This window comes from Aeromonas sp. 130281 (genome assembly GCF_056642115.1).
The window spans coordinates 232,576-258,530 of record NZ_JBWVQS010000001.1 but is presented as its reverse complement, the minus strand read 5'-3'; the positions used below and the strand labels follow the sequence as shown (position 1 = coordinate 258,530).

The 25,955-nt window shown below is 63.5% G+C and carries 21 protein-coding genes and 2 pseudogenes; 7 read left to right on the top strand and 16 right to left on the bottom strand.

Annotated elements, in window-relative coordinates; all coding sequences use genetic code 11:
* Positions 1 to 359 precede the first annotated feature (359 nt).
* The 9 genes and pseudogenes from AC1IN8_RS01165 to AC1IN8_RS01125 all read right to left on the bottom strand — a co-directional run bounded on the left by AC1IN8_RS01165 (position 360) and on the right by AC1IN8_RS01125 (position 8,412).
* Complete coding sequence (locus tag AC1IN8_RS01165; RefSeq protein WP_479757754.1) at positions 360 to 1,100, bottom strand: DUF3379 domain-containing protein; 741 nt, start codon at positions 1,098 to 1,100, stop codon at positions 360 to 362.
* The gene (locus AC1IN8_RS01160; RefSeq protein WP_139438325.1) at positions 1,093 to 1,683 is read right to left on the bottom strand and encodes a sigma-70 family RNA polymerase sigma factor; all 591 of its coding nucleotides are present in this window, start codon (positions 1,681 to 1,683) and stop codon (positions 1,093 to 1,095) included. The genes AC1IN8_RS01165 and AC1IN8_RS01160 overlap by 8 nt, the downstream gene beginning before the upstream one ends.
* 39 nt (positions 1,684 to 1,722) lie before the next feature.
* Positions 1,723 to 3,258: a BatD family protein gene (locus AC1IN8_RS01155; RefSeq protein WP_479758451.1), complete on the bottom strand. Its 1,536-nt coding sequence runs from the start codon at positions 3,256 to 3,258 to the stop codon at positions 1,723 to 1,725.
* Positions 3,259 to 3,287: 29 nt separating this feature from the next.
* A complete protein-coding gene (locus AC1IN8_RS01150) occupies positions 3,288 to 4,763 on the bottom strand; it encodes a VWA domain-containing protein (RefSeq protein WP_479757753.1) in 1,476 nt (491 codons plus the stop codon).
* Between the two features lie 21 nt (positions 4,764 to 4,784).
* On the bottom strand, positions 4,785 to 5,762 hold the full coding sequence (locus AC1IN8_RS01145) for a VWA domain-containing protein (RefSeq protein WP_479757752.1): 978 nt from the start codon (positions 5,760 to 5,762) through the stop codon (positions 4,785 to 4,787).
* Positions 5,759 to 6,322 (bottom strand): DUF4381 family protein, encoded by a 564-nt coding sequence (locus tag AC1IN8_RS01140; protein ID WP_479757751.1) that lies wholly within the window; start codon positions 6,320 to 6,322, stop codon positions 5,759 to 5,761. Before AC1IN8_RS01140 ends, AC1IN8_RS01145 begins: the two co-directional genes overlap by 4 nt.
* Positions 6,307 to 7,197 carry a DUF58 domain-containing protein gene (locus AC1IN8_RS01135; RefSeq protein WP_479757750.1) on the bottom strand — a complete coding sequence of 297 codons (891 nt, stop codon included), beginning with the start codon at positions 7,195 to 7,197 and terminating at the stop codon, positions 6,307 to 6,309. The genes AC1IN8_RS01140 and AC1IN8_RS01135 overlap by 16 nt, the downstream gene beginning before the upstream one ends.
* Positions 7,198 to 7,350: 153 nt before the next feature.
* A pseudogene (locus tag AC1IN8_RS01130) lies at positions 7,351 to 7,458 on the bottom strand (AAA family ATPase); the annotation flags it as partial.
* A gap of 3 nt (positions 7,459 to 7,461) precedes the next feature.
* The gene (locus AC1IN8_RS01125) at positions 7,462 to 8,412 is read right to left on the bottom strand and encodes an AAA family ATPase (protein ID WP_247626051.1); all 951 of its coding nucleotides are present in this window, start codon (positions 8,410 to 8,412) and stop codon (positions 7,462 to 7,464) included.
* Between the two features lie 194 nt (positions 8,413 to 8,606).
* Here AC1IN8_RS01125 and fadI point away from each other — a divergent pair, with 194 nt between their 5' ends.
* The 5 genes from fadI (at position 8,607) to AC1IN8_RS01100 (ending at position 14,133) form a co-directional block, all read left to right on the top strand.
* On the top strand, positions 8,607 to 9,917 hold the full coding sequence (fadI, locus tag AC1IN8_RS01120) for an acetyl-CoA C-acyltransferase FadI (protein ID WP_479757749.1): 1,311 nt from the start codon (positions 8,607 to 8,609) through the stop codon (positions 9,915 to 9,917).
* Positions 9,917 to 12,064, top strand: a complete 2,148-nt coding sequence (gene fadJ / locus AC1IN8_RS01115; RefSeq protein WP_479757748.1) for a fatty acid oxidation complex subunit alpha FadJ — start codon at positions 9,917 to 9,919, stop codon at positions 12,062 to 12,064. Before fadI ends, fadJ begins: the two co-directional genes overlap by 1 nt.
* Positions 12,065 to 12,349: 285 nt before the next feature.
* Entirely contained in the window at positions 12,350 to 12,490 is a 141-nt protein-coding gene (locus AC1IN8_RS01110) for a TIGR02808 family protein (protein ID WP_081934454.1), read from the top strand.
* 188 nt (positions 12,491 to 12,678) lie between these two features.
* Positions 12,679 to 13,236 (top strand): YaeQ family protein, encoded by a 558-nt coding sequence (locus tag AC1IN8_RS01105; protein ID WP_043129908.1) that lies wholly within the window; start codon positions 12,679 to 12,681, stop codon positions 13,234 to 13,236.
* Between the two features lie 12 nt (positions 13,237 to 13,248).
* A complete protein-coding gene (locus AC1IN8_RS01100) occupies positions 13,249 to 14,133 on the top strand; it encodes an AEC family transporter (protein WP_247626053.1) in 885 nt (294 codons plus the stop codon).
* Between the two features lie 87 nt (positions 14,134 to 14,220).
* On the opposite strand, the gene AC1IN8_RS01095 is transcribed toward AC1IN8_RS01100, so the two are convergent.
* Together AC1IN8_RS01095 and AC1IN8_RS01090 are read right to left on the bottom strand one after the other, a co-directional pair.
* Positions 14,221 to 14,514: an HNH endonuclease signature motif containing protein gene (locus AC1IN8_RS01095; protein ID WP_479758450.1), complete on the bottom strand. Its 294-nt coding sequence runs from the start codon at positions 14,512 to 14,514 to the stop codon at positions 14,221 to 14,223.
* Positions 14,515 to 14,906: 392 nt separating this feature from the next.
* A complete protein-coding gene (locus AC1IN8_RS01090; RefSeq protein ID WP_479757747.1) occupies positions 14,907 to 16,460 on the bottom strand; it encodes a hypothetical protein in 1,554 nt (517 codons plus the stop codon).
* A gap of 121 nt (positions 16,461 to 16,581) precedes the next feature.
* On the opposite strand from AC1IN8_RS01090, the pseudogene AC1IN8_RS01085 reads away from it, so the two are divergent.
* A pseudogene (locus AC1IN8_RS01085) lies at positions 16,582 to 16,812 on the top strand (phage protease); the annotation flags it as partial.
* 84 nt (positions 16,813 to 16,896) lie between these two features.
* Here the strand turns inward: AC1IN8_RS01085 and AC1IN8_RS01080 are convergent.
* From AC1IN8_RS01080 to AC1IN8_RS01065, 4 genes are all read right to left on the bottom strand, one after another.
* The gene (locus tag AC1IN8_RS01080; protein ID WP_479757746.1) at positions 16,897 to 18,126 is read right to left on the bottom strand and encodes an MFS transporter; all 1,230 of its coding nucleotides are present in this window, start codon (positions 18,124 to 18,126) and stop codon (positions 16,897 to 16,899) included.
* Positions 18,127 to 18,172: 46 nt separating this feature from the next.
* Positions 18,173 to 18,943 (bottom strand): ABC transporter ATP-binding protein, encoded by a 771-nt coding sequence (locus AC1IN8_RS01075; RefSeq protein WP_202045556.1) that lies wholly within the window; start codon positions 18,941 to 18,943, stop codon positions 18,173 to 18,175.
* The gene (locus AC1IN8_RS01070; RefSeq protein ID WP_479757745.1) at positions 18,936 to 19,988 is read right to left on the bottom strand and encodes a FecCD family ABC transporter permease; all 1,053 of its coding nucleotides are present in this window, start codon (positions 19,986 to 19,988) and stop codon (positions 18,936 to 18,938) included. Before AC1IN8_RS01070 ends, AC1IN8_RS01075 begins: the two co-directional genes overlap by 8 nt.
* A 97-nt stretch (positions 19,989 to 20,085) precedes the next feature.
* A complete protein-coding gene (locus AC1IN8_RS01065; protein ID WP_479757744.1) occupies positions 20,086 to 21,207 on the bottom strand; it encodes an ABC transporter substrate-binding protein in 1,122 nt (373 codons plus the stop codon).
* 545 nt (positions 21,208 to 21,752) lie between these two features.
* Here AC1IN8_RS01065 and AC1IN8_RS01060 point away from each other — a divergent pair.
* On the top strand, positions 21,753 to 24,971 hold the full coding sequence (locus AC1IN8_RS01060; RefSeq protein WP_479757743.1) for an ExeM/NucH family extracellular endonuclease: 3,219 nt from the start codon (positions 21,753 to 21,755) through the stop codon (positions 24,969 to 24,971).
* 110 nt (positions 24,972 to 25,081) lie between these two features.
* On the opposite strand, the gene AC1IN8_RS01055 is transcribed toward AC1IN8_RS01060, so the two are convergent.
* Positions 25,082 to 25,621, bottom strand: coding sequence for a glycine zipper 2TM domain-containing protein (locus tag AC1IN8_RS01055; protein WP_139434607.1), 540 nt, complete (start codon positions 25,619 to 25,621; stop codon positions 25,082 to 25,084).
* Positions 25,622 to 25,955: the final 334 nt, after the last annotated feature.

The following is a 25,955-nucleotide window of genomic DNA, read 5'->3' as shown; positions in this document are numbered from 1 at the left end:
CCGCTATAGACGACAAGATCTGTTGTTATGTCAGCTTCTTCCCATTCACTTCTGGCGTGATTCTATGGATCTGGTAGGAGGTAAGAAATCAGACCAGTGACAGCAGAATACATAAAAGTTTCCATTGTGTTAATCATTTGTTTTAACTTGCCGTTTAAATAGTCTGTTTTATCCATTATCGGATAAATAACATACAACAAGTTCCTTTTGAATCGTTCAAAAAAAATAGTAAAAATGTGACTTCAGGTGGGTATCAAGCGGGAAGTTGTCGGGATTCTGAGATGAACAGGCAGACAACAGACGGTGTCTGCCTGTGATATGGAGGGGACGGGGGCCCGGTCAGCCCCAGTCAAGATCTGTTAAATGGACCAGTGCAAACGGGACTCCAGCTGCTGGGCAACCGGGGCCAGTGACTCCTGCATGTCTCCAATCAACACCATGTTTGCCCCCTTGAGCGGGAGTATCTCCCCCTTGAGGGTACCGTCTGCAAAATCGGGCTGGATCCTGAGCGGCACATGCTTGGGCACCAGAAACAGGGTGACCGGTCCCATCTTGCCCTGGATCACCATGTGCAGGGCCGGCCCCTGGTAAAAGGCACAGTGATTGACATAGGTGATCTTCATGCCGGACATGTCCATCAGGGTGGCGCCATATTTCTCCATCTTGGCGTTGATGGTCTGCAGGCTCACCTTCTCATCCACCCCCTGGATGAAGGGCTCCTCCCCATAGACGTGGGCCATGGCCACCTGGGCCAGCGACAGCGGCTCCGATGCCGGTGGCCAGCTGATCCAGCGGGTACTCATGCCGAGCAGGAAGGCAACCGAGGCCGCCATGGCGAGGGGGCGCCAGCCTCTGCCTTTGGCCGCAGAGGGCAGTGGCACCACCTCGTCGTCCGCTTCCATCGCCTGGCGGAGCAGGATCCGCTCGGCGAGACCGGCGGGCACCTCGACCTCCATCGCCCGTTGCAGGCTGCGATCGAGCTGCTTCATCTCGTCCAGGTGCTTGCGATTGGCGACAGACGCCTCTGCCGCGGCGAGGAAGGCAGGATCCCTGTCCGTGGGATGGGTGATGGCCCGGCGGCGAAATTCAAGCTCATCCATTGGTGTGACCTCTCTGTTGCTGCGCAGCCTCCATGGCCTCTTTGATCTGGTTGCGAGCCCGGAACAGCCGCGTCATGACGGTGTTCTTGTTCAGGCCGAGCTGAGCGGCGATCTCCTCGCCGCTGAACCCCCCCAGCACCTGCAGCAGCAGGGGCTCCTGATACTCGTCGGGCAGGCGGGCGATGTGGCGCCTAAGCCACTCGTGCTCCATCTCCTGTTCGCTGTGCAGCGCATCCTGATCGCTTTGGGGATGCTCGTCGAGATCGACGAGATCGAACTGCTTGCGCTCGAAGCGCCGGGCATTTTCCCGCCGCAATATGGTGATGAGCCAGGCCTTGGCGGCCTTGTCGTCGACCAGGGAGTCGAGCGCCTTCCAGGCTCGCAGGAAGGTCTCCTGCACCAGATCCTCGGCGACTTGGGGATCCCGGCACAGCCAGTAGGCGTAGCGGTAGATGTCCCCGTGCAGGGCGTGCACCAGGGCCTCGTATTTCGTTTGTTTGTCTGCCATATCCCCATAGACCGGGGTGGCCGAGGGATCCTTTCCCGTTCCTGCCTTTTTTTTTCTAAAAAAACCTAACGTCATGAATGCGATTCCTTTTTCATGAGTGGTTTGCCGCAGGCGTCAGGGACGTGCCCACGCCAGTTTTCTGAGGACATAGGCTATCGCAAAAGTCTCCCTGGCGCACAGCGCCCGGGCCAGCCCCTGCCAGTCGACCCCCTGGCTTGCAGCGCCAGGGGCGGCGAAACAGGCCCTGTCCAGATCATCGAGTCGCGCGCCCATGGCGGGATCGCCATGGCATGGCAGGCTGGCCAGGTGCTGGCAAGGCTGCCCCCGGCGCAGCGCTGCCCAGCCCAGCAAGGCCCATCTGGCCAAGTCAGGCTCCCGGGTCGCCAGGGCCCGTTGCAGCCGATAGAAGGCGAGCCAGCGCGGCCCGCCTTGGCACAGGGCGCGCAGCAGCAGCGCCCACAGCACCCAGAGGAGGCTCTCTGTGCCGGGCGCCCTGGCGGGATCGGAGGGAGCGGCGTCGCCCTCGATGTGCAGGGTCTGCGCCGGCAGGCGGGCCTGCTCGATACGCCCGGTCCCGGTGTTGAACCAGGAGAGGGTCACGGCGGGCAGGGTATAGCTGCCTGGGGCTTGTGCGGTCAGGGCCTGGCGCCACTGGCGTTCGAAGCGCAGCGCCCCCTTGGCCACGAAACGCTCCTGCTGCTGCTCGCCGTCCGGTTTCATCGAAAGACCCTGTGGCAATGCCGGGGCCGGGATCTGTGGCAGGCGGTTGCCATCTCCTCCCTCCATCACCAGGGTGAGGGTGCGGATCACCGGCTCCCCGACGCTGGCTCCCCTGGCCGGACTGAACTGCTGGCGCAGGATCAGGCTGCTCGCCACCGGCTCCAGGGGGGCCTTGTCCACCTTGACGAAGAGGGTGGCCGCCCTGGCGGAGAGCAGATCTCCTGCGTCGTTTTGCGCGGCGGTGTCCGGGTCCTGGGGCAATCGCCCCTGGAAACGGGGGGACTCCAGGGGATGCAGCCCGGGCTCCCTGGCCTGGAGCAGCCACTTGCGGATCAGGCGCCCCGGCATGCCGGGGCTGGCGGGGGACTCCCAGCGATCGTCGCCGAGGCGGCGTATGGTGAAGCCTTGACCGAGGGGCTCGCCGAGGTTGGGGGCCTCCATGTTGGCGGGCAGCCAGAGGCTCAGCTCATAAATGAAGGGTTGCCCCGGGTAGAGGGGACCCTGATGCAGCACCCTGGCCTGCAGTTCCACGGGGGAGAGACGTGCCTCGGGCTGCGGCATCAGGGTGCCCGTCCGGGGGCGCGCCGGAATGGGCAGCGCGGGCGTCTGTTCGGCGCCGAGGGTCAGGGGTGGCACCAGGCGGGGACTGGTCTCCAGCAGGTGAAGCGGGATCTGCCAGCGGATCAGGCTACTCATCTCGGTGTTGACACGACTGATGCTGACCCGGCCTACCGCAAACTGACGCAGCAGGGGGAGCAGGCTGAGCTCGTCGCCCTTGAGCTCCCCGTCGGCTTCGATGACGAGCAGCCAGTCGCGCTCGCTCTCCCCCGCCAGCAGCTCGGCGCGAGGGGGGGCCGCCTGCACTGGCGCGATCTGTACCTGGGCGGTCAGCAGCATGGCGAGCAGCCAGCCGCCGCTTGGCACTTTCATCAACCGGATGAGTGAACGCAGCCAGGGGATCACCAGGGCTCCTCCACCTTGATAAGGGGACGGCGCTCGGCCTCCTTGCGCAGCCGCTGCTCCAGCAAGAGCACGGGGGGCGCCGGGGGGCGGGGGTGGTCCGGGGCGGCAGAGGGCTCGGGGGGCTCGCCGTTCTCGGGGGCCTGGGCAGAAGGGGTCGCCTGTGGCGGGTTGGCCCGCAGCAGCGCCAGGTTATGGAGGGCATCCTGGTGCCCGGACTCCCGCTTGAGGGCGGCCAGGTAGGCCAGCTCGGCCCCCTTGAGATCCCCGAGCCAGACCAGCGCATTGCCCCTGTTGTAGTGGGCGGTGGCCGTGTCGGCTCGGCCATAGGCGGCGACGGCCCTGGCATAGTCAGCGGCCCTGTACCAGGCATTCCCCTGCCAGACGGGGTGCTGGAAGGCGCGGGCCGCCTCCTGATAGCGCCCCTGGGAGAAGGCGTGCCAGCCGGGCGCCTCCTGGGCGGGCCACCAGGTAGCGGGCGCCGCCTGCAGGGGGGGCGGGGGGATGAACACCACCATGAGCAGCAGCAACCAGTGGGCCCCTATGCGGGCCAGCAGCGCCAGGGGCAGCAGAGGAAGCAGCAACCAGGGGCCGAGATCGAGGGACCTGGCCCCGGTCTGGGTCTGGCTCATGGGCAGGGGGGCAAAGGAGGGGAGCCCGGCCTGCAGCCATTGCAGCCTTCCCCCTGTGCTGGCCGCGAGATCCGCCATGGCGGCACCGTCCGGTGCCGGCAGAGTCTGCCCCATGGCGCTGCCGAGTCGCCACCCCTCGGCGGGGGGCGGGGGCAGCGCAGCGCTCTCGCCAGCATTGGCCAGCAGGATGTCGAGCCGGGGGGACGGCGACTGCGGGCAGAAGAGGGTCTCCAGACAGGGCCAGAGAGCGGCGATGCGCGTCATCTGGCTCTGTGATAGGCCGTCGGTGATGAGCAGCAGGCGCGCCTGCTGGCCCGGGGGGATCTGCGCCAGGGCCAGTGCCACGGCCCGCTCCGGTGCGCTGCCCTGAAGCGGCATGATGGCCGGGCGCAAGTCCGGCAGCAGCAGCGAGATGGCCTGATGATCCCGGGTAGGGGGCATGGCGAGGTAGGCATCCCCGGCAAACAGGATGAGTCCGAGGGGATGGGGCGCCTGCCGGGCCGCCGCCTCGGCCAGCATGTCCTGAAGCAGCAGGCGCACCCGGGTCGCCCGATCCGGGGGCAGATCCTTGGCCTGCATGGAGCTTGAGAGATCCAGCAACCAGAGATCCAGGGCCGGGCTGCTGACGGTCTGGCTCTGCTGGCGCAGGGCGGGGCCCGCGAGTGCCAGGATCACCGGCAGGGTGGCCAGCCAGAGCCAGGGGATGGCCCGGCCCCGGGCCGGCAACAGATAGGCCTGCATGGCGGGGGCCAGCAGGGGGCGCTGCCGACGACGGCGCCACCCCTGCCACAGCCAGGGCAGCAGGGCCAGCAGCCAGAGCGGGCGTAGCAGCATCAGCTCCATATTGACGATCCTTCAAGCCACTTATGCATGGGGCGGCTCCGGCGCGTCTCTGTCCGTTCGCCGCCCCGGCCAGCGCAGTCGGGCCGGCCACACCAGCAGCAGCCAGGCCAGCGCCAGGGGCCAGGGGTAGAGCTCATGGTGGGGACGATAGAGGGTCTGCGGGCGGGCGGCAGGCTCCAGGGTGTCTATGGCCTGATTGATGGCCGAGAGATCGGCCTGGCTGCGGGCGCGAAAATAGCGGCCATGGCCAAGCTCGGCCAGTTGCCGCAACAAGGGTTCATCCAGCTCGGCGCTGGGATCGGCCCCTCCCAGGGGGGAGGCGAAGGTGTCGGGATCGGCCCCCACCCCCAGGGTATAGAGGCGGATGCCTGCGGCGGCGGCTCGCCTGGCCTCGGTCAGGGGCTCTGCGTTGCCCGCGGTGTTGCGCCCGTCCGTCACCAGCAGCAGGGCGGTGGGGCGGGCGGGGTCGGCGTGCTGGCGGGCCAGCAGTATGGCCTCGCCGAGCGCCGTGGTGCGCCCCACCAGATCGAAATCGAGCTCGCGGGTCAGTGCCAGCAGGGCCCGGGTCTCCTGGGTCAGGGGGGAGAGCAGGTAGGCGTGATCCGCAAAGACGATGAGGGCGATGCGATCGCCTGGGCGCTCGCCGATGAGCTGCGCTATCTGCTGGCGCACCGCAGAGAGGCGATCGCGCTGTTCCCCCTCATCCAGCATGTCCTGAGTGCGCATGCTGTCGGAGAGATCCACCGCCAGGATGAGATCCCGGCTGGCCTGGTAGTGAATGAGGGGGGGCTCCTGCCACTGGGGGCGGCACAGGGCCAGCACCAGGGCACACCAGCACAGGGCCATGCGCCACAGGGGTTGCCCGGCCTGGGGAAGCAGCAGGGGGAAGCCGGCATGGGCCAGCCTGGCACGGCCGGTGCGGGAGAGCGGGGGCAGCCCGAAGCGCACCAGCAGCGGCAGCGCCAGGGCGAGGGCAAACCAGGGCCAGGCGAGGATCATCTTGCCCCTCCGCTGCGCCTGCGGCGCCACAGCACAGGGCGCGCCATCCAGCGCGGAGTGCTGACGCAGCGGCGCCCCCAGCTGAGGTAGGCAAGGCGCAGCCGTGCCCGCTGCCCCCCATCCGGCGCGTCCGAGCCATAGAGCCAGCCCGGCCACTGGCGGGCGAACTCACCAAAATGGCAGCCTCCCTGGCGGTCGAGCCAGGCGAGCCACTCCTCCCCTTGCAGGGAACGCGCCTCTGGCCAGCGGGCGATGGCCGCCTCTCTCAGCGCGGCGTGCAGGCCAGGCACCAGATCGGCGGCTTGCCAGTCTATCTGGCGTGCCCAGCGGCGCTGACGCCACAGGGTGTTTATGGTGGCCCCGATCAGCAAGGCGGCGAGCACGGCGATCAGCAGCCAGCCCCAGGCCAGCAGACGGGGATCGCTCGCGCTCTCCAGGGGCGGGCCCGGATGGATGTCGCGAAGCTGTCCCTGGATCTCCTGAAGCCGCGTCAGCGAGGCGATCTCCCCAGGCGGGTGCTGGAGGGGGGGAGTTTGGGGGGCGCTCAGAACAGACGGCATCCAGCCTCCTGCCACTGGCGTTGCAGCGGCAAGCCGTTGTCGAGGCGGTAGAGGCGCTGCACCAGGGGCAACAGCTGCTGCTGGCAGGCGTCGGCCTGCTGCCGCACCGCGGCCTGGTAGCGTCGGCGAAAGAGGGGCTGTCCGGCGTCGAGCCAGCCGCTGCGCTTGCCCGATTGCACCGCCAGTTGCCCCTGCTCGGGCAGGGCCGCCTCCAGGGGATCCCGGATCTGCCAATAGTGGATGTCGTGGCGCTGGCCGAGGCGTTGCAACTGCTGGCTGAGCCCCTGATCAAGGGGCTGATGGTGGCTGATCACTGTCAGTCTGGCGCCATGGGGCAGGCTTAGGCGCGCCAGGGTCTGGGCCAGGGAGCTGGCCAGGGGGGCGCGATCCAGCCCCGCCTCATAGTGGTGACAGAGCGCCTCCAGCAGGGGGATCAGGGAGTCACGCTGAGACTCGCTGCGGGTCTCCACCCCGTGGCAGACCAGGGTGTTTGCCTGCTTCTCCCCCTGCCACAGCAAGGCGGCGGCAAGCTCGCAGCCGAGGCGGGCCTTGAGCTGGGGGCCAGAGCCGAAATACATGGCGGGGGAGAGGTCCAGCAGCAGCCAGTGGGCCTGCTCCTGCTCTTCGGCATACAGCCGGGTGTGGGGGCGGCCGAGGCGGGCGGTGACCCGCCAGTCGATGTGGCGCACCTCGTCCCCGGCCTGGTAGAGGCGCAGCTCACGAAAATTCAGGCCCGGCTGGCGCCCGAGCCGCCCTTGACGGGCCTGGTGAATGCGCGCCCGCTGACCCTGTTTCGCCCAGAGCCGGATGGCGAGCAACCGGGCCAGGGGCAGGGCGATGTCGGGATGGGCGCGGGGATCAGCGGATCTGGTCATGGGGGCAGATCATCAGGGGCATGGCACAGGGCTGGCGCGCTGTCAGGGACATGGGATGGCATCCAGCAGACGGGCGATCAGGGTGTCGTTGTCGAGGTTGTCCGCCAGGGCCTGATGGCTCGGGATGAAGCGGTGGCGCTGGACGGCGGGCTGTCAGGGGCATGGGATGGCATCCAGCAGACGGGCGATCAGGGTGTCGTTGTCGAGATTGTCCGCCAGGGCCTGATGGCTCGGGATGAATCGGTGGCGCTGGACGGCAGGCTGTCAGGGGCATGGGATGGCATCCAGCAGACGGGCGATCAGGGTGTCGTTGTCGAGGTTGTCCGCCAGGGCCTGATAGCTGGGAATGAGGCGGTGACGCAAGATGGCCGGGGCCAGTTGCTGGATGTCTTCCGGCAGCACGAAGTCGCGCCCTGCAAGCCAGGCGCGGGCGCGGGCGGCACGGGCCAGGCCTATGCTGGCCCTGGGGCTGGCGCCTACCGCAATGAGGGGTTCGAGCTCGGGGCAGAGGCCGCTGCCGGGGCGGGTGGCACAGATCAGCTGTACCAGATAGTGCTCGAGCCGGGTCTGCATCTGCACGGCCTGCACCGCGCTGCGGGCCGAGAGCAAGGCGGCCTGGCTCAGGGTCACGGGGGGCGGCGGCAGGGCGTCGCCCCCGGCGTTGAGCTGCAAGATGGCGAGCTCCATGGCGGGGCTGGGGTAATCCACCATGAGTTTGAGCAGGAAGCGGTCGAGCTGGGCCTCCGGCAGGGGATAGGTCCCCTCCTGCTCGATGGGGTTCTGGGTCGCCGCCACCATAAAGAGTGGCGGCAGGCGCCAGCTCTTCTTGCCCACCGTGATCTGATGCTCGGCCATGGCCTCCAGCAGGGCGGACTGCACCTTGGCCGGGGCCCGGTTGATCTCGTCCGCCAGCACCAGGTGGTTGAACAAGGGGCCGGGCTGGAACACGAAGCTGGCGTCCTGGGGGTGAAACACCTCGCTGCCGGTAAGATCGGCGGGGAGCAGATCCGGGGTGAACTGGATGCGGGCGAAGCGCCCCTCGACGGCGCCGGCCAACGCCTTGACCGCCCGGGTCTTGGCCAGCCCCGGCGCCCCCTCGATCAACACATGTCCTTCACATAGCAGGGCGATCAGCAGCCCCTCGATGAGGGGGCCCTGTCCCAGGATCTGACTGCCAAGATAGTCCCCAAGCGCTCTGAATTCGGCCGCTGCCATGTAATGAACCCGTTGTTTTTATGGAAGTTGATCTTTTTATACTCCAGTTGGCCCCCAAGGGCGAGGGAGGGGACCAAGATGGGGACAATTTAGTTTCAATCAGCCGTATGAAAGTTGTGATTGGATTGTTAAGATGTGGCGCTATGAGGTCAGACCTCTTCCTTTTAATCTTCTCGTTTAACCAAGGAGCCAGGATGAAACAGCCATTGAAACTGACGACTCGCCAGGGCGAACGGATTGCCGTCGTGGCGGGTCTGCGAACCCCCTTTGCCAAGCAGGCCACGGCCTTTCACGGCGTGCCTGCGGTGGATCTCGGCAAACTGGTGGTGAGCGAGATGCTCGCCCGCACCGATCTCGATCCCAAGCTCATCGACCAGCTGGTGTTCGGCCAGGTGGTCCAGATGCCGGAAGCCCCCAACATAGCCCGGGAGATAGTGCTCGGCACCGGCATGAGCGTCAGCACCGATGCCTATAGCGTGTCGCGCGCCTGCGCCACCAGTTTCCAGGCGGTGGCCAACGTCACCGAATCCATCATGGCCGGCACGGTGGACATCGCTATCGCCGGCGGGGCCGACTCCTCCTCCGTGCTCCCCATAGGGGTGAGCAAGACCCTGGCCCGCGCCTTGGTGGATCTCAACAAGGCGCGCAACCTGCAGCAGCGTTTCAATATTCTGCGTCGTCTGCGCTTGAAAGACTTGATGCCGGTGCCGCCCGCGGTGGCCGAATACTCCACCGGCCTCTCCATGGGACAGACCGCCGAGCAGATGGCCAAGAGCCACCAGATCAGCCGCGAGGCGCAAGATGCCCTGGCGCACCGCTCCCATACGCTGGCGGCGCAAGCCTGGGCAGAGGGCAAGCTCAGCGGCGAGGTGTTCACCGCCCATGTGCCCCCCTACAAGTCGCCGCTGGAGCGGGACAACAACATCCGCGAAAGCTCGGATCTGGCGAGCTACACCAAGCTAAAGCCGGTGTTTGACCGGCTGCATGGCTCCGTCACCGCCGCCAACGCCACTCCGCTCACCGACGGCGCCGCTGCCGTGCTGCTGATGCGCGAGGGACGGGCGAAGGAGTTGGGGCTGGAGCCGCTTGGCTATATCCGCAGCTTCGCGTTCTCCGCCATCGACGTCTGGCAGGACATGCTGATGGGGCCTTCCTATGCCACGCCGCTGGCGCTGGACAGGGCCGGCATCACGCTGGCCGATCTGACCCTCATCGACATGCACGAAGCCTTTGCCGCCCAGACCCTGGCCAACCTCAAGATGTTTGCCAGTGCAGAATTTGCCCGCGAAAAATTGGGCCGGGATCAGGCCATCGGCGAGGTGGACATGGACAAATTCAACGTCCTCGGCGGCTCTTTGGCCTATGGCCACCCCTTTGCCGCCACAGGTGCGCGCATGATCACCCAGACCCTGCACGAGCTGCGGCGTCGGGGTGGGGGACTGGGGCTCAACACCGCCTGTGCGGCGGGTGGGCTGGGTGTGGCCATGGTGCTGGAGGTTGAATGATGAGCGCTAAGACTTTTTCACTGGATATTCGCAAAGACGGCATCGGCATCCTCACCATGGATGTGCCCGGTGAGAGCATGAACACCCTGAAGGCCGCCTTCGCAGACGAGATCCGCACCGTGCTGGCCGAGATAAAGGGGAACCGCGATCTGATCGGCCTGGTGATCGCTTCCGGCAAGAAGGACTCCTTCATCGCCGGGGCCGACATCAGCATGCTGGCCGCCTGCACCAGTGCCCAGGACGCCGAGACACTGTCGCGGGAGGGTCAGGTGGTCTTCGCCGAGATCGAGGCGCTGACCATACCGGTGATCGCCGCCATTCACGGCCCCTGCCTCGGCGGCGGGCTGGAGCTGGCGCTGGCCTGCCATGGCCGGGTGGTGACCGAACACGCTAAAACCGTGCTGGGCCTGCCGGAAGTTCAGCTCGGCCTGCTGCCGGGCTCCGGCGGTACCCAGCGTCTGCCGCGCCTCATCGGGGTGGCCAAGGCGCTGGATCTGATGCTGACCGGCAAGCAGGTGCGGGCCAAGCAGGCCAAGAAACTGGGGCTGGTGGACGATGTGGTGCCGCCTTCCATCCTGCTGGAGGCCGCCATCAAGCTTGCCAAGAAGGGCAAGCCCCGCCATCAGCTGAAGAGGGACCTGCAGGGCAAGGTGCTGGAGACCAATGCCCTGGGTCGCAAGGTGCTGTTCGATCAGGCCCGCAAGGGGGTCAAAGCCAAGACCCGTGGCAACTACCCGGCCCCTGAGCGGATCCTCGAGGTGGTGCGCATCGGCGTGGAGGAGGGGATGCAGGCCGGCCTCGCCGCCGAATCCCGCCACTTTGGCGAGCTGGTGATGACGGCGGAATCCGCCGCCCTGCGCTCGATTTTCTTCGCCACCACAGAGATGAAGAAAGAGGTTACCTATCAGGGCGCCGAGCCGCGCAAGGTGGCCCATGCCGCCGTGCTGGGCGGGGGCCTGATGGGGGGCGGCATCGCCTTCGTCACCGCCACCAAGGCCGGGGTGCCGGTGCGGATCAAGGACGTAGGGAGCGCCGGCATCGGCAACGCCATGCGCTACAGCTATGACCTGCTGGCCAGGAAGCTCAAGCGCCGCCAGCTGCTGCGCAGCGAGCTGGAGAAGCAGATGAGCCTGCTCACCGGCACCCTGGACTATTCCGGTTTCCACCGGGTCGACATGGTGGTGGAGGCGGTATTTGAAGATCTCGCCCTCAAGCACCAGATGGTGGCGGACGTGGAGCGCGAGTGCGGTGAACACACCGTCTTTGCCTCCAACACCTCCTCCCTGCCCATCCACCAGATAGCGGCCAATGCCGCCCATCCGGAGCGGGTGGTGGGGCTGCACTACTTCAGCCCGGTGGACAAGATGCCCCTCGCGGAAGTCATCCCCCACTCGGGCACCAGCCCCGAGACGGTGGCCACCACCCTGGCCTTCGCCCGGGCCCAGGGCAAGACACCTATCGTGGTGAAAGACGAGGCGGGCTTCTACGTCAATCGCATCCTGGCCCCCTACATGAACGAGGCGGCGCGCCTGGTGCTGGAAGGGGAGCCGGTGGAGGTGCTGGACGGCGCCCTGCTGGACTTCGGTTTCCCGGTCGGCCCCATCACCTTGCTCGATGAAGTCGGTATCGACGTGGGGGCCAAGATCTCCCCGATCCTCGAGAAAGAGCTCGGCGGCGAGCAGTTCCAGGCCCCCAAGGCCTTTGACAAGCTGCTGCAAGACGATCGCAAGGGGCGCAAGAACGGCAAGGGCTTCTACCTCTACGGCAAGGCGGCGCCGCGCAACAAGCTCACCGGCAAGGAGGGCAAGAAGACGGTGGACGAGAGCGTCTACGCCGTGCTCGGGGTCAAGGTGTCGCCCAAGCTGGCCCGCCAGGAGATCGCCGAGCGCTGCGTGCTGTTGATGCTCAACGAAGCGGCCATGGCGCTCGACAGCGGCGTGGTGGCCTCGGCCCGTGACGGCGACATAGGTGCCATCTTCGGCATCGGCTTCCCGCCTTTCCTGGGCGGTCCCTTCCGATACATGGACAGCCTCGGCATCGATCACCTGGTGGGGCGCCTCGAGTTCTACCAGAAGCGCCACGGCGATCGTTTCGCCCCCTGTGCACGCCTCAAGGCGATGGCGGCGGAGCAGCAGCGCTTCTACTGATCCCGGGCTGATCCCGGGCAACATGCACAGGATGTACGCGAGGCGACCCCGGGGTCGCCTCGCTTTTTTTGTCTGACCGTGAGCAGGGAAGGGGGGAGCGCTCGCCCCATGGGCAAAAAAGCGGCACATCAGGGGCCAAATCATTGATCTGGCGCAAACTGGTGCCCCATTTATTACTTTGGTGGCATAGGACTCAGGCGCCGGTTGAGGTCAAATAGCCTTATCAGGAACGGGGACTACTCCGTCACGAAAGGGACACCCATTTCACTGGATGAAGGACACTCTATGAGTCTGCTTGAACAAACCATCTGGAACATATTGGGATACGGGGCCATGCCCTTTATCTTCCTGAGCGGCTTCGTGGCCGTGGCAGTGATCTGCTGCCTGCTGCTCAATGCCTTCGGGGTCAAGTCCGCCGAGAAGTGAGTCACTCTCGTTCATGCCGCCAAATGCCAGTCTCACGACTGGCATTTGTTTTATGTGTCTTTTAAGGTACTTATCCAGGATCAAGTGGGGAAACTGTGGTCAATATGGTCGAACCCGGCGGCCATTTTGATTACACTGGCGCCCGGCATGTCCGCCCTTTTCTCTTTTATCAGGTGTTCACGATTTCTATGGCGCTCAAGGCAACCATCTTCAAGGCCCAGATCAGCTTGTCTGACATGGACCGCAATCTCTATCAGGACTTCTCCCTCACCCTGGCCCGTCACCCCTCCGAGACCGACGAGCGGATGATGATCCGGCTGGCGGCCTTTGCCTGGCACGCCGCCGAGCGGCTGGAGTTCACCAAGGGACTCTCGGCGGACGACGAGCCCGAGCTCTGGCGCAAGAACTACTCAGACGAGATCGAGCTCTGGATTGAACTCGGCCAGCCCGACGAGAAGCGCCTCAAGAAGGCGTGCAACCGCTCCCGTCAGGTGGTGCTCTATCTCTACGGTGGCCGCGGCACCAGCGTCTGGTGGAAGCAGAACCAGGGCAAGCTCGGCCTGCACGACAACCTCACCGTGATCGAGCTCTCCGACAGCCAGACCCTGCCCCTGACCGCCATGGTGGAGCGCACCATGCAGCTCACCTGCACCATCTCGGACGGCCAGCTCTGGGTCAGCAACGGCACCCTGGAGGTCACCCTGGATCCCGTGGTGCTGATGGGACGCCCCGCCCGCGAACTCTAAGACGGACTCCCCATGCTCAGTGCCCTGCTCGATATCGTCATCCCGGTGTTTGCGGTGGCGGGCCTCGGCGCCCTCTACGGGCGGCTGCGCGGGGGAGCCGAACTCGGTTACATCAACCGGGCCAACATAGAGCTCTTCTCCCCGGCGCTGGTCTTCTCGGCGCTGGTGAAATACCCCCTGGATCTGGCGGCCCACCTGCCGCTGATCGCGGCCGGGGCCCTGGTGATCCTGCTGCCGGGCCTGCTGCTCTCCCTGCTCAGACTCAAGGGCATAGAGAGAGCGGCGCTGATCCTGCCCGCCATGTTTCGCAACACCGGCAACCTCGGCATCCCGCTGATGGTGCTGGCCTTTGGCGAGCAGCAGCTCGGCGCCATCGTCATCCTCTTCGTGCTCTCCAACCTGCTCCACTTCTCGGTGGGCATGTTTATCCTCTCCGCGAGCAGCTCCCGCTGGGGCTGGCTGAAAAGCCCCGTGCTCTGGGCCGCCTTCGCCGGTCTGCTGGTGGCCAACTTGCAGATCCCGCTGCCGGACTACCTGGTGACCAGCGCCTCACTGCTCGGCCAGATAGCGGTGCCCCTGATGCTGTTTGCCTTAGGCATCCGGCTGATGGAGGGGGAGCTGGGCCACCTGGGGCTGGCGCTCAAATGCAACCTGCTCTATCTGCTGGCGGGGGGGATCTCCCTTGGCATCGCCGTCTGGCTGCTGCCACTTGAGCCTGACTGGATCCCGCTGCTGATGCTCTCGGTGGCGCTGCCCCCGGCGGTGCTCAACTACATGCTGTGCGAGCAGTACCAGTGCCAGCCCGACAAGGTGGCCAGCATAGTGCTCGGCGGCAATGCGCTATCGGTAGTGGTAATTCCCCTGGCGGTCTGGCTGGCGCTGCATCTGGGGAGTTGACCCGGTTTTTTCAAGGACGCCTGATGGCGTCCTTTTTATCGCTATCGCGAATGTCCGATTACGCTGCGCTAATCGAACCTACGGCTCCTAAACCCGATTGGTTCTGTTCCCCTTGACCTTGCTGGTGATCCCTTTCGGAAACCAGCCCCCTTTACCCACCCGTGCCCGTACCTTTTTCTGATACTGCTCAGGGGATAGCACCTTGGGTGTTTTATGGCGGGTGCTATTGCAGTGTCGACAAGCGGCCACGATATTGGCTGGCCGATCCGATCCCCCTTCGCTGCGTGGTTGCAGATGTTCCCCCGTACACTGCAATAGCCGTGCTTCGACAGGAGTGAGGCGGTATTGGTGTATCAGTGCGGCAGGGGAGGCTTCCCACATCGGCAGTCCGCAATAGAAGCAGTGAAAGGATTGGCGAACGGCAGCCTGGTGGCGTTGTTTGGCGATGTTACCCATGGTCGTGACCTCAATAAATTTGATATTGAAGTCCGTAACGGTATGGATTGAATAATGGCCGGACGGACTTCGGTTCAAGTTGAAGTCCCGTCGGCCTACATAGACTCGGAGCGGGTACTGACCGGCACAACCGGATCAGCCTTACACCGCTCACCTTACGATACAGCGGCGCTCAATTGATAGCGTGGTCTGGGGGTGATGTAAAGTAAAAAACTCAAGGGGGAGAGTTTGCTCATCCCCTTGTCGTTTAAATGTATCTTGATTTATAAAAAACAAGTTATATAGCCTGATTGATCAGAGCTCATCAACCGTTAACATTATCTGCATATGCCATTTTCGTAAAATATCTGAGCTGTAAAATTATCATGAGGTGACAGTTCGATAAGAACATGGTCATTTTCTTTAATCTCTTCCATATCATCCAAGACTCTAGGAATCACAGATTCAAAAGCAAATGTTTTAGGTGGCAAGGTAACTTCTTGGTTAAATATTCTTACAGTTTCGCCTGATGATTCAACAATTCTAATTGACCCAGGCTCCTTGCAGTTTTTAATTTCGTGAATATTTTGACATCCATTATCAGCTATTAATTCCAATGTGGGATTCTCTTTAATATCACTTGCGTTGTAAGTAATAATGTTTTCCAAACCATGAGCTAGTTCAGCGATAAAAAAAGAATCTTCCTGTGAAACTAAAGCGGATGATGAAAACAGGATGTTCTTCTTACAATGTTTTGCGATAATTCTACAATTGTTTGTGTATTCAAGTATACCATATGCATCGTTAGTGAAGTCATTGTCATCATATTTTGAACCGGTGTTTTTTAGTATAGTTTCGCCATCTATTTCTAATGATGTAAAAACTAGCCAGCCATTAGCTATATTAGATATAAGGCTTTTGAGTTTCTCAAAGAATGGTAAGTTTATTATATTTACGTCATTCCATTCAGCTATGTTTAAAGACATACTCATTGTTGTCTTTTTGTCTGCAGCATTGCGTGACTTTAAGTAACCTATCTCAAAAAGTCCATTACATGCACTACCTTTGTATGAAAGGTATTTTGAACCTACAGATACATGCCCATCAATCTCATCAAAAAAATAAAATTCATGAGTTTTTTCGTTAACCAGCCACAACTTATGTACAGCTTTGAGTTTGTCAGGTTCGAAGCGGAATGAACCCTTATTATCTCCTGTGATTTTTTCTAGAAGCTTTGAACCTTCTAAACGCAAATCACCCGAGTCTATTTCAAGTGGTTGGCCTTGTTCAAATAATTTCTTAAAGTCATAAGGCGTATCTTTTCTATTGAAAACTGTCATTGCAATAGCAACATTTTCTTTAGCATGTAAAGTGAATGTTGTAATGCCATTATTATAGGAACTTTGCACTTTGAATCTGGGGTCGAGGTTTTCCAATGCTGTATTTGTCGCTTTGTGTGAGTTGCGAATCACATTAGTTATTGCATTGTGTGTGTGCCCGGTTAGTGCGGCTGTTAGCAAGCTAACGGCTTCTTCATCGCTGGGTAATTTTTTACCTAACTCTAATGTGGCTTTACGTTCGGCTTCAATTTTCCAACTATTTAAAAGATCTACAGAGAATGAATTAGGGTCTCGATCAATTTTCACTGAGCAGTTTTGACACAACCAGATGGCATTATTAATGTCTTTTCTTTCGTGCGTGCTCATCTCAGCATCGTATCTAGGGCCTCCTGGTGATGCAGCACAGATATGCGCCGCTACTCCGATGGTGTGAGCCTTGTTGCCACTAGATGGTGCGGATGTAGGAACACGACAATCAGGGTTTGAACATCGATGAGAAACCCTGGCTTTTAACGTTTCAATAACAGATTTTGTAAAGTCATCACGTGCCAAGGTAGCCTCCAGATAGATAAAAATAATGTTTATAACTCAATGTAAAATATCATTATTTTCCGTGATGCCCAAAATATTACAATGGTGTATGAGTAACCCACCATAAACCCCATCCCCCTTCATGCCGCCGCACTATGGCGGCATGAACATATCCAAGACCCCATACTCAGCGCCCTTCGTGGCCATCCTCCAAGCCAACCCCGTCAGCGGGGAGCGGCTGGCGGTGCTCGATGCGCAGCTCACTCCCCAAGGCGATGGCTGGTACCAACTGCTGCCGGTCGGCCCGTTCAAGGCCCGTGATGGTCGCCCGTTCGATGTGGCGAAGCTGGATGGGCAGATCGCTGCTGCCCTGAGTGCTCGTACCAAAGCCCTTAGGCAAGACATCCAGATCGATTACGAGCACGAGACAAAAACAGGGCGGCCTTGGCCGCCCTGTTTATTTGTTGATGGCCGCTTGCACCTGGCCATCCTTGCGCAGTTGGGTATAGAGGCCAACCCCCGCCAGCAGGCCGGCGAGGGCCAGCAGCAGCCAGATGGCGGTGGCGGGGCGGCTGCCTGCATCCCCCAGCATAAAACCGATCAGCAGGTTGCCAAAGAGCGCCATGCTGCCCCCGGCGCTGGCATAGAAGCCGTAGTAGCTGGCGAGCTGCTCAGGGGGCGCATAGCGGGGCAACTGGGCGGCAAAGAGCGGGAAGCAGAGGATGGAGCCGAGGGATAGCAGGGCCACCTGCGCCAGGACCCCCGCCGTCGGCCAGGGGGAGAGCAGTGGCAGGGCCAGGTAGCTCAGCCCCATCACCCCGATCCCCAGCCCCATGGCGAGCGGCACCCCAAGGCGCTGCTCCACCAGACGGGACGCCGGCAACTGGAGCAGGACGCCGATCACCGCCGAGAGGGTGAAGACGCCGCCGAGCAGCTGGGTGGCGTCCGGCAGGCTCTGGATATGGGCGGGCAGGGCGAGATAGAGCTGGTGGAACAGGATCTGGTAGCTGCCCGCGAGCAGGGTGAACACCATGAAGGGGCGCTGGCGCAGGATCTCCCGCCATTGGCACAAAATGGCGCCGCGCGGGCTCTGGTTGACCGCCGGGCGTTTGGGCAGCACCCGATACTGCAGCACCCCGAGCAGGGCGAACAGGCTAGCCGCCAGAATACCCGTCAGGGCATAGCTCTGCTGGGTCAGGGCCAAGCCGACCAGGGGGCCGAGCAGCATGCCCGCCTGGCTGGCGAGATTGTGCAGGGCGAAGGCGCGCTGACGCTGACTGGGCGCACTGCATTCGCTGGCGAGATAGGCCTGGGCGCAGGGGGTGAAGAGGGCTCCGGCAAAACCGGTCAGGGTCGCCGCCAGCAGCAGTATGGGCAGGGACTCGGCCCAGCCCAGCAGCACGAAGCCTAATGATCGCACCAGGCAACCCCAGACGATGGCGGGATGATAGCCGATGCGATCCCCGAGGGTGCCCCCCAGCAGGAAGAGCCCCTGCTGGCTGAAGACTCGCATTCCCATGACCAGGCCGCAGGCCCAGCCGGCGAGGCCAAGCCCGCTGCCCATGTGCTGGGCGAGGAAGGGCATCATCATGTAGAAGCCGAGGTTGAACGCCAGCCCGTTGATGATGAGCAGGCGGGCGGCCGGGCTCATGCCCTGCCAGTCCCGCCAGTAGGAGGCGCCGCTCATCTTGTGTGTACCCTGGGGCCGGTTGCGGGCCATGCCGAAGGGGCCGTCATGATTGTCTTCGCAGGGTACGCAGGAAGGGGATGCCGCTCTGATCGTGGCTTATCTGCACCGGTACCTGGTAGAGGCGCTCGATGAGGGCCGCGTCGAGCACCCGGGCGGGAGGGCCGAAGGCCTGCAGATCGCCCCCTGCCAGCACGATCAGCTGATCGGCAAACTGGGCCGCCAGGTTGAGATCGTGCAGCACCACCAGGGTGATCCACTGCTGCTCACGGGTCTGCTGGCAGAGGTGCTCCATCAGCTGCATCTGGTGATGCAGGTCCAGGGCGCTGACCGGCTCGTCCAGCATCATGATGCGGGGATCGCGCAGCAGCACCTGGGCAAAGAGCACCATCTGCCGCTGGCCGCCGCTCAAGGAGTAGAGGGGGCGATCCGCCAGATGGGCGATGCCGAGCGCCTGCAAGGCGCGACCGGCTGCCAGTATGTCCTCGTCCGCCAGACGCATGGAGAGGCTGTCGAGGCGCCCCAGCACCACCACTTCGATGACGCTCAAGTCCAGCTCCAGCTGGATGTTCTGGGGCATGTAGCCAAACTGCTGGCGCCATTTGGCCTGGGTCATCTGGCGGGCACTCTGGCCCCCCAGGCGGATGTCGCCAGCGGCCGGGGTCAGTTCACCGAACAGGGCGCGCAGCAGCGAGGTTTTGCCGGTCCCGTTCGGGCCGATGATCACATGGACCTGACCCGGATGCAGGGTGAGATCGAGCTCCCGCAGCAGGGTCTGCTGGCCGAGGGAGAGGGAGAGTCGGGTTATCTCAAGCACGTTTACGCCCCCTGCCGAGGATCAGCCAGATGAAGAAGGGCACGCCAATCAGGGCGGTGACGATGCCGATGGGAAAGAGGGCCCCCGGAATGATGGACTTGGAGAGCACAGAGGCCGCCGACAACATGCAGGCGCCGCACAGGGCGGAGAGCGGGATCAGGAAACGCTGATCTTCCCCCACCAGCATGCGGGCGATGTGGGGGGCCACCAGGCCGACGAAGCCGATGATGCCGACGAAGCTGGTGGCGGTGGCGGTGAGCAGGGCGACCAGGATCAGGGTCTTCATGCGCAGCCTGTCCACGTTGACCCCGAGGCTGCGGGCCCTGGCTTCCCCCAGACGCAGGCTGGTGAGGGCCCAGGCATCCCGATAGATGAGCAGGGTGCAGATCAGGGTGACGGCGGCCGTGATGATCAGGGAGTCCCAGGTGGTGCGCATCAGGCTGCCAAACAGCCAGAACATGATCTGCTGGTTGAGCTCGGGGGAGGAGAGGAACTGCAGCAGGGAGAGCAGGGACTGGAACAGGAACAGCAGGGCGATGCCCGCGAGGATCAGGGTCTGGCTGCTGATGTTGCGCATCATGGCCAGACCAAACAAGAGGCTGGCGGCAAACATGCACAGGATGAAGGCACCGGCCGGAATGGCGATCAGGGGAGGGAGCCCGAGACCGCCGCTATAGAGCGCCAGTGCGGCGCCAAGCCCGGCCGCGGCCGCGAGCCCCAGGGTGAAGGGGCTGGCGAGGGGGTTGTCCAGCAGGGTCTGCATCTGGACGCCGCCAAGGCCCAGCGACGCGCCGACCACCAGGGCCATCAGGGCGATGGGCAGGCGCATGTCATGGACTATGGTGCGGGTCATGGCGTCCGCCTGGGCGGGGGAGAGCAGGGCATTGACCACTTCCCCAAGGGGCAGCAGGGAGGGACCGGTGGCGATGTCGAGCACTAGCGTGATGCACAGCACCAGGCTGAGCAGCGCCAGCCAGTGCCAGCGACGGCGCTCCCGTTGCCGCTGGCGGGTGAGGGTCTGCTGGAGGGCAGCCAGATCATTCATGATGACAATCCTGAAGCGGGCGCCATGAGGGGCGCCCGGTTAAAGAGGGATGACGAAGAGGGCTCTGCCGAGGGGGGCAGAGCCCGAACGACCGGATTTAGTTGGCTTCACCCGGCTTGATACCCAGCATGAAGGTACCCTGGGGGTGAATGGGCAGATAGCTGCGGTAGAAGCCCTGATAGGTGGCCAGGGGATCGAGATCCTGGAACAGATCCGGGTAGAGGGCCTTGGCCATGAACTCGATGAGGGCGGCATCCATGATGCTGCGGGTGGCGCCGTGATAGACCGCATAGAGGCGACCCTGCTGCACCGCGGGCAGCTCGCTCCAGCCCGGACGGGCGGCAAAGCCCTGCAGACGCTGGCGCACCGTCTCGGCCGAGACGTCCTGACCCACCTGCATCGCTTCTGCGCTGCTCACGCTCTCGTAGCCCGCCATCAGGATGACCTCGGGTTTGCTCGCCAGCAGTTGCTCAGGGTGGATGGGACCCCAGCGCTCGACGAAGGGCGCCGCCACGTTGTCACCCCCCGCCAGCAGGGCCATGGCGCCCCACATGTCCTTGCCATAGGTGTAGCTGTACTCGGCCGGGCCCTTGTCACCCAGCTCGATATAGACCCGGGGGGGCTGGCGCTTCGCGGCGACGATGCGGGAGGTGATGATGTCAATCCTGGCCTTGTACTCGTCGGCCATCTTGCGGGCACGGGCCTCCTGGCCGGTCACCTTGCCAAGCAGCAGGGTGCTCGCCATGTGGCGGGCCAGGGTCTGGGCGTTGTAGTCCACCACCACCACGGGGATGCCTGCCTGCTCGAGGCGCGGCAGATCCGGGGCCAGGGCCTCGTATTGCCACTGGGCCAGGATCACCAGATCGGGTTTGACCGCCAGGGTCTTCTCGATGGAGAAGCTCTGATCCTGCACGTTGCCAAGGTCCGGCACCCTGGCCAGTTGCGGCAGGCTGGCCACATAGAGGGACCAGATGGCGGGGCGGGACTTGACGAACCAGCCGCGGGACATGCCCACCAGGCGATCGGCGCCGCCTTCACCGGCCACGGCCAGATAATCCTCGGGATAGAAACCGAGCACGATGCGGCTCGCGGGCAGGCTCAGGGAGACCTTGCGGCCCATCACATCTTCCACTTCAACGGGGGCGGCGGCCTGTGCCATCCAGCTCATCAGGGCGAGCTGACCAAGCAGCAGCAACTTTGCCAGGGGGTGACGAAACATCTTGTGAAACCTCGGGGGGATAAGGCCAAAAAAAGAAGTGAGAACTATTGCCATTCGTGAACCGAAAAGCAATAAACGTTTGTCCTGTCTCCTCTCTTGTTAAATTTGTCATTTCTGGAATCGGTTTCACACGAGCACAGAGTGCCATTCCAATGGAGCCCATCTCTCTGTTTTCACGGATCATGGGGGCCTGTGGCGCCTAGCTGGCTGCACCTGGAACCACGCTCTGGCCGTCTCGCTCGCGCCTCTGAAGCGGGGGCTCAGCCCCGGACTCTGCTCGATGTCGAGCCCCCTGGCATGGCCCCGCCAGAGGTGGCGACGATTTCCTGCGCACCGATGACAGACACTGCCCATTCGGGTATTGATCGTCACCTGCGCGCAACAATTTGCGGTCATTGTTAGCCAGCTCCCAGCGGCTCCGCCGTCAAAGGGGCAGAGTAGGCGCGATCTTGGCCCCTGGCCGAGTTCGACAGCAACAAGGTGCTGCGGCCCGCCTCGCGCGGGGCGCCAATAACATGATCTGCAAATAAAAAAGGAAACTGACCATGTCAGGAAGACACTCTCTGGTAGCGTTGGCCGTCGGGCTGGCGCTGGCGGGACAGGCACAGGCGCAACTGCTTGTCACCGAATACCTGGAAGGCGCTGGCAACAACAAGGCGCTGGAGCTGAGCAATCTCGGCAGCGACGCCGTCGATCTTTCCCAATACCGGCTGGCACTCTATGCCAACGGCAAACCCCTCACCGATGTCCCCACCAACAGCCTGGCGCTGCAAGGCACCCTCGCCCCGGGAGCCAGTCTGGTACTGGCCAACCCTTCCGCCAACGCCGAGATCCTGGCCAAGGCCAATCAGACCAGCGGCAACCTGGTGTTCAACGGCGACGACGCCCTGGTGCTCTATCGCGGCAGCGAGATAGTGGACAGCGTCGGCCAGGTGGGGGTGGATCCGGGCACGGCCTGGGTCTCGGGCAACGTCTCGACCCTGGACATGACCCTGCGCCGCAAGGCCACCGTCACCACGGGCCGCACTGATGCGACTGGTCCCTTCGATCCGGCGCTGGAATACCTGGCCGCCCCCAAGGATGATGCCAGCGGTCTCGGCTGCAGCGGCGATGCCCCCTGTGATGGCAGCCAGCCGCCCGCCTTCGTCTGTCCGGTAGACACTCTTGTGCCGGTGCCCGCCATCCAGGGCCCGGGCAGCAGCAGCCCTCTGGTGCCGGCCGGCAAGTTCGAGTCCGAGCAGGCCTATGCCACCCGTGGCGTGGTGACCCAGGTGGTGAGCGGCCTCTACAAGGGCTTCTTCATTCAGGATGCGCAGGGGGACGGGGATACGGCCACCTCAGACGGCCTCTTCATCCACAGCACCCAGGGCAACGGCGCCCTGGTGCCGGGGGCCGAGGTGTGCGTCTCGGGCAAGGTCAAAGAGTATTTCAACCAGACCCAGCTCAGCGCCGATCAGCTGGTGGTGACCCAGCCGGCAGGGGCCTTGCTGCCAGCGGTGGATCTGGTGCCGGTAGGAGGCGAGAGCCTGAGCCAGCTGCTGGAGCGCCACGAGGGGATGCAGGTGCGGCTGGTACCGGAGTCCAGCCTGGTGGTGACCCGCAACTTCAGCTTCGACTACGACGGCAAGCGCAACAACCTGGTGCTTTCTTATGGCGCGCCCCTCATCAAGTCGACCCAGAAGTTTGCCGCCATGAGCCAGGAGGCGAGCGACTGGGCCCTGCGCAACCAGCAGAACCAGCTGGTGGTGGAGACGGACGCCAAGGCGCCGGACGGCGTGCTGCCCTGGTTCCCCGGCTTCAACGCCGAGGACGGTTATCTTCGCATCGGCGACAAGCTCAACGGGCTGGAGGGGGCGCTCGGCTACTCCTACAACCTGTTCCGGCTGGTGGCCAGCAACCGCATCGACGCAAGCCAGATCGATCACAGCGGTTGGGACAGGGTGCAGACGCCCGAGCTCGCCGAGGCGGGGGATCTGCGGGTCGCGAGCTTCAACGTGCTCAACTTCTTTACGACGGTCGTGGGGGGTGATGCCAACCCCACCGGCAGCAACAGAGGCGCCCTGACGGTGCCTGAGTTCGAGCTGCAGCGCACCAAGATCGTCAGCGCCATCACCCGCCTCAACGCCGACGTGGTGGGGCTGATGGAGATAGAGAACAACGGCTACGGCGACAACTCCGCCATCGCCAACCTGGTGGCGGCCCTCAACGCCGCCCAGCCGGACGAGGCGGATCACTACGCCTGGGTGGCGTCACCCGATGGCCAGCCCATCGGCACCGACGCCATCACGGTAGGGCTCATCTACCGGCCCGCCAGCGTGACCCCGCAAGGGGCCGCGAGCCTCATCGCGCTGCCGGTGCAGCAGGCCGAGGCGCAGGACGCCAGCGGCAAGCCGGTGACCATCAACCAGGGGATGCGCGAGTCGCTGGTGCAGCGTTTCAGCTCCCCCAAGGGAGATGCGCCTTTGACTCTGGTGGTCAACCACCTCAAGTCCAAGGGCTCCGCCTGCTTCGAGGATTATCCCGACTACGCCAGCGCCGATCCGCTGGATGGCCAGGGCCACTGCAACGCGCTGCGGGTCTCCGCCGCCAAGGTGCTGGGGGAGACCCTCAAGGGGGTGAGCGGGGATCTGCTGCTCATCGGCGATCTGAACGCCTACGGCATGGAGGATCCCATCCGGGTGCTGACCGACTATGATCCGGCCGCCCAATCGCGCCAGATCATGAGCGCCTCCTTCACCACCCTGGCGGGCCAGCCCTTCGAGGAGAGCGGCAGCGCCCTTGGCAAGGGGTATGGCCTGGTGAACCTCAACACCCGCTTCCACGGCACCGACACCTACTCCTACAGCTACGAAGGGGAGCTCGGCAACCTGGATCACGCCCTGGCAAGCCCTGGCCTCGCGGCCAAGGTGATCGGCATCGAGGATTGGCACATCAACTCCGCCGAGAGCAACTTCTTCGAGTACGGCAGCAAGTACAGCGGCCAGCTGGCGAAATCCGAGGGGCCCTTCAGCGCCTCGGATCACGATCCCGTGCTGGTGGCCATCCAGTATCCGCTGCCCCCCGCCGGCGTCTTGAGCCTGGAGAGCGCCGCCGCCAGCGTGGAGGAGGGCAAGACCCTGACCTTGAGCGTGGCGCGCCGTGACGGCAGCCATGGGGAGGCCAGCGTCAGCTACCGCATCGCCTTTGGCAGCGCCGATGCCAACGACGTGGCGCCCCTCACCGGCACCCTGCATTGGGCCGCCGGCCAGAGCGACAGCCAGAGCATCAGCATCCCGGTGAAGAGCGACACCCTGCACGAGGGGGACGAGACCTTTACCCTGGAGCTCTATGATGCGAGCGGCGCGACCCTGGGGGAGCAGCACCAGACCCTGGTGACCATCAAGGACAAGCTGGCGCCCTCCACCATCTCGTTGGCGCACGCCAGTCTGACGGTGAACGAGGGGCAGTGGTTTGCGGAGATCCCTGTGGTGCGCAGCGGCGATCTGAGCAAGCCGGCCCGTGCCACTCTGGGCCTTGAGGGGCTCACCGCGCGCTGGGGGCTGGATTTCCTGCCCTGGTTCGGCCAGACGGTGAGCTGGGCCGCGGGCGAGGGGGGCAGCAAGTCGGTCAAGGTGCTGATCCTGGATGACTGGTTCGTGGAGTCCACCGAGCAGTTCAGCGTCAACCTCGAGAAGCTGAAAGGGGCCCAGCCGGGCACAGTTCAGCAGACCCGGGTCGACATTCAGGACAACGACAAGCCCTGGTGGCCCTTCGGCCGCCACTAAAGGTGAAAGCGAGATAGAAAGGGGCCTGCGGGCCCCTTTTTGTTGCGGACATGAAAAAGGCCCACCGATGTGGTGGGCCTTCTCCATGGCGGGGCGCTCCTAACGGAGTATCAACCCTGCGCGTTGCTCAGTACCAGCTTGCCATCCTTGACGGGGATGGTGGTGCCGGGTTTTTGTTCCATTCGCACTACCCCTTCCTGACCGGCGAGGCGGTAGGTGACGTCATAACCCAGGGTGCGGGTGCTGCTGTCCTGTACCGTCTTGCAGCGCTGCTCCGTGGTGGTGTAGGTGTCCCCCGCCTGCATGTTGCCCTGCACCTGGTTGCCGGCGTAGCCGCCTGCGACGGCCCCCGCGGCGGTGGCGACCTTCTTGCCGCTGCCACCACCGAACTGGTGGCCCACCACGCCCCCCAGGGCCGCACCGACGACGGTACCCAGGATCTTGTGTTCATCCTGCACCGGCTTGCGGTGGGTGACGGTGACGTTGCGGCACTCCTGGCGCGGCGTTTTGATGGTCTCGGTCACCGGCTTGCTGGCCAGCACCTCGGCAAACTGGGGCTCTGAGGTAAACAGGGATCCGCTGGCTGCCGCCGACAATGCCAGCGCAGAGGCAATACCGATCCCGACACCTGCCAACATGGATTTGTTCATCGCTCTTCTCCTCGTACTTGTACCCGTTGAGGGCTTGGGACCATTCTTGGCATTTTGCGCGTCTGGCTCAAGGCAAGCGCCTCGGGATCGCGATAGAGGCTGACTGCGCAAAAAACGACCGCACCAAAATAGCGTCTGTGTTTGGCGACAAAGGGGTGGGCCAGTGGACGTCACAGAGGCAGATCAGCCGGCGTGGGGGCACAGTAACCTAAGACGTTTTGCTAATACCTGCCCCCAGAGCCCCTTGATACCCTTGCATTTCGTACCAGAAAGCCGCCGCCGGCACGATGCCAGGGCGCGCTCACGGCTGCACCGCCGCTTTGTACCCCGACGA

Bases quoted from the DNA above. Each gene is read 5' to 3' on its own strand.
- AC1IN8_RS01150 (WP_479757753.1), bottom strand. From the start codon at position 4,763: ATGGAGCTGATGCTGCTACGCCCGCTCTGGCTGCTGGCCCTGCTGCCC.
- fadI (WP_479757749.1), top strand. From the start codon at position 8,607: ATGAAACAGCCATTGAAACTGACGACTCGCCAGGGCGAACGGATTGCC.
- AC1IN8_RS01160 (WP_139438325.1), bottom strand. From the start codon at position 1,683: ATGACGTTAGGTTTTTTTAGAAAAAAAAAGGCAGGAACGGGAAAGGAT.
- AC1IN8_RS01080 (WP_479757746.1), bottom strand. From the start codon at position 18,126: ATGAGCGGCGCCTCCTACTGGCGGGACTGGCAGGGCATGAGCCCGGCC.
- AC1IN8_RS01125 (WP_247626051.1), bottom strand. From the start codon at position 8,412: ATGGCAGCGGCCGAATTCAGAGCGCTTGGGGACTATCTTGGCAGTCAG.
- AC1IN8_RS01135 (WP_479757750.1), bottom strand. From the start codon at position 7,197: ATGACCAGATCCGCTGATCCCCGCGCCCATCCCGACATCGCCCTGCCC.
- AC1IN8_RS01070 (WP_479757745.1), bottom strand. From the start codon at position 19,988: ATGAATGATCTGGCTGCCCTCCAGCAGACCCTCACCCGCCAGCGGCAA.
- AC1IN8_RS01155 (WP_479758451.1), bottom strand. From the start codon at position 3,258: ATGAAAGTGCCAAGCGGCGGCTGGCTGCTCGCCATGCTGCTGACCGCC.
- AC1IN8_RS01100 (WP_247626053.1), top strand. From the start codon at position 13,249: ATGCTCAGTGCCCTGCTCGATATCGTCATCCCGGTGTTTGCGGTGGCG.
- AC1IN8_RS01065 (WP_479757744.1), bottom strand. From the start codon at position 21,207: ATGTTTCGTCACCCCCTGGCAAAGTTGCTGCTGCTTGGTCAGCTCGCC.
- AC1IN8_RS01060 (WP_479757743.1), top strand. From the start codon at position 21,753: ATGTCAGGAAGACACTCTCTGGTAGCGTTGGCCGTCGGGCTGGCGCTG.
- AC1IN8_RS01140 (WP_479757751.1), bottom strand. From the start codon at position 6,322: ATGCCGTCTGTTCTGAGCGCCCCCCAAACTCCCCCCCTCCAGCACCCG.
- AC1IN8_RS01110 (WP_081934454.1), top strand. From the start codon at position 12,350: ATGAGTCTGCTTGAACAAACCATCTGGAACATATTGGGATACGGGGCC.
- AC1IN8_RS01095 (WP_479758450.1), bottom strand. From the start codon at position 14,514: ATGTGGGAAGCCTCCCCTGCCGCACTGATACACCAATACCGCCTCACT.
- fadJ (WP_479757748.1), top strand. From the start codon at position 9,917: ATGAGCGCTAAGACTTTTTCACTGGATATTCGCAAAGACGGCATCGGC.
- AC1IN8_RS01165 (WP_479757754.1), bottom strand. From the start codon at position 1,100: ATGGATGAGCTTGAATTTCGCCGCCGGGCCATCACCCATCCCACGGAC.
- AC1IN8_RS01145 (WP_479757752.1), bottom strand. From the start codon at position 5,762: ATGATCCTCGCCTGGCCCTGGTTTGCCCTCGCCCTGGCGCTGCCGCTG.
- AC1IN8_RS01055 (WP_139434607.1), bottom strand. From the start codon at position 25,621: ATGAACAAATCCATGTTGGCAGGTGTCGGGATCGGTATTGCCTCTGCG.
- AC1IN8_RS01105 (WP_043129908.1), top strand. From the start codon at position 12,679: ATGGCGCTCAAGGCAACCATCTTCAAGGCCCAGATCAGCTTGTCTGAC.